We start from the raw sequence: 1,760 nt of genomic DNA, 5'->3' as shown, positions 1-1,760 counted from the left end.
AAGTGATGCGGTAGAGGAGCGTTCTGTAAGCCTGTGAAGGTGAGTTGAGAAGCTTGCTGGAGGTATCAGAAGTGCGAATGCTGACATGAGTAACGACAATGGGTGTGAAAAACACCCACGCCGAAAGACCAAGGTTTCCTGCGCAACGTTAATCGACGCAGGGTTAGTCGGTCCCTAAGGCGAGGCTGAAAAGCGTAGTCGATGGAAAACAGGTTAATATTCCTGTACTTCTGGTTATTGCGATGGAGGGACGGAGAAGGCTAGGCCAGCTTGGCGTTGGTTGTCCAAGTTTAAGGTGGTAGGCTGAAATCTTAGGTAAATCCGGGGTTTCAAGGCCGAGAGCTGATGACGAGTTGCCTTTAGGCGACGAAGTGGTTGATGCCATGCTTCCAAGAAAAGCTTCTAAGCTTCAGATAACCAGGAACCGTACCCCAAACCGACACAGGTGGTTGGGTAGAGAATACCAAGGCGCTTGAGAGAACTCGGGTGAAGGAACTAGGCAAAATGGCACCGTAACTTCGGGAGAAGGTGCGCCGGTGAGGGTGAAGCACTTGCTGCGTAAGCCCACGCCGGTCGAAGATACCAGGCCGCTGCGACTGTTTATTAAAAACACAGCACTCTGCAAACACGAAAGTGGACGTATAGGGTGTGACGCCTGCCCGGTGCCGGAAGGTTAATTGATGGGGTTAGCTAACGCGAAGCTCTTGATCGAAGCCCCGGTAAACGGCGGCCGTAACTATAACGGTCCTAAGGTAGCGAAATTCCTTGTCGGGTAAGTTCCGACCTGCACGAATGGCGTAACGATGGCGGCGCTGTCTCCACCCGAGACTCAGTGAAATTGAAATCGCTGTGAAGATGCAGTGTATCCGCGGCTAGACGGAAAGACCCCGTGAACCTTTACTATAGCTTTGCACTGGACTTTGAATTTGCTTGTGTAGGATAGGTGGGAGGCTTTGAAGCGTGGACGCCAGTTCGCGTGGAGCCATCCTTGAAATACCACCCTGGCAACTTTGAGGTTCTAACTCAGGTCCGTTATCCGGATCGAGGACAGTGTATGGTGGGTAGTTTGACTGGGGCGGTCTCCTCCTAAAGAGTAACGGAGGAGTACGAAGGTGCGCTCAGACCGGTCGGAAATCGGTCGTAGAGTATAAAGGCAAAAGCGCGCTTGACTGCGAGACAGACACGTCGAGCAGGTACGAAAGTAGGTCTTAGTGATCCGGTGGTTCTGTATGGAAGGGCCATCGCTCAACGGATAAAAGGTACTCCGGGGATAACAGGCTGATACCGCCCAAGAGTTCATATCGACGGCGGTGTTTGGCACCTCGATGTCGGCTCATCACATCCTGGGGCTGAAGCCGGTCCCAAGGGTATGGCTGTTCGCCATTTAAAGTGGTACGCGAGCTGGGTTTAGAACGTCGTGAGACAGTTCGGTCCCTATCTGCCGTGGACGTTTGAGATTTGAGAGGGGCTGCTCCTAGTACGAGAGGACCGGAGTGGACGAACCTCTGGTGTTCCGGTTGTCACGCCAGTGGCATTGCCGGGTAGCTATGTTCGGGAAAGATAACCGCTGAAAGCATCTAAGCGGGAAACTTGCCTCAAGATGAGATCTCACTGGAACCTTGAGTTCCCTGAAGGGCCGTCGAAGACTACGACGTTGATAGGTTGGGTGTGTAAGCGCTGTGAGGCGTTGAGCTAACCAATACTAATTGCCCGTGAGGCTTGACCATATAACACCCAAGCAATCTGTAGACTCGAAAGAG

Annotated in this window: 1 rRNA gene; it reads left to right on the top strand. The window is 52.6% G+C overall.

The window, feature by feature from the left end:
* Positions 1 to 1,727 (top strand): 23S ribosomal RNA (locus tag L6D74_RS29830); the annotation flags it as partial.
* Between the last annotated feature and the right edge of the window lie 33 nt (positions 1,728 to 1,760).

This window comes from Pseudomonas pharyngis, assembly GCF_021602345.1.
Taxonomy (GTDB): Bacteria; Pseudomonadota; Gammaproteobacteria; order Pseudomonadales; family Pseudomonadaceae; genus Aquipseudomonas; species Aquipseudomonas pharyngis.
The sequence above is the reverse complement of the archived record's forward strand: the minus strand, read 5'-3'. Positions and strand labels throughout refer to the sequence as shown.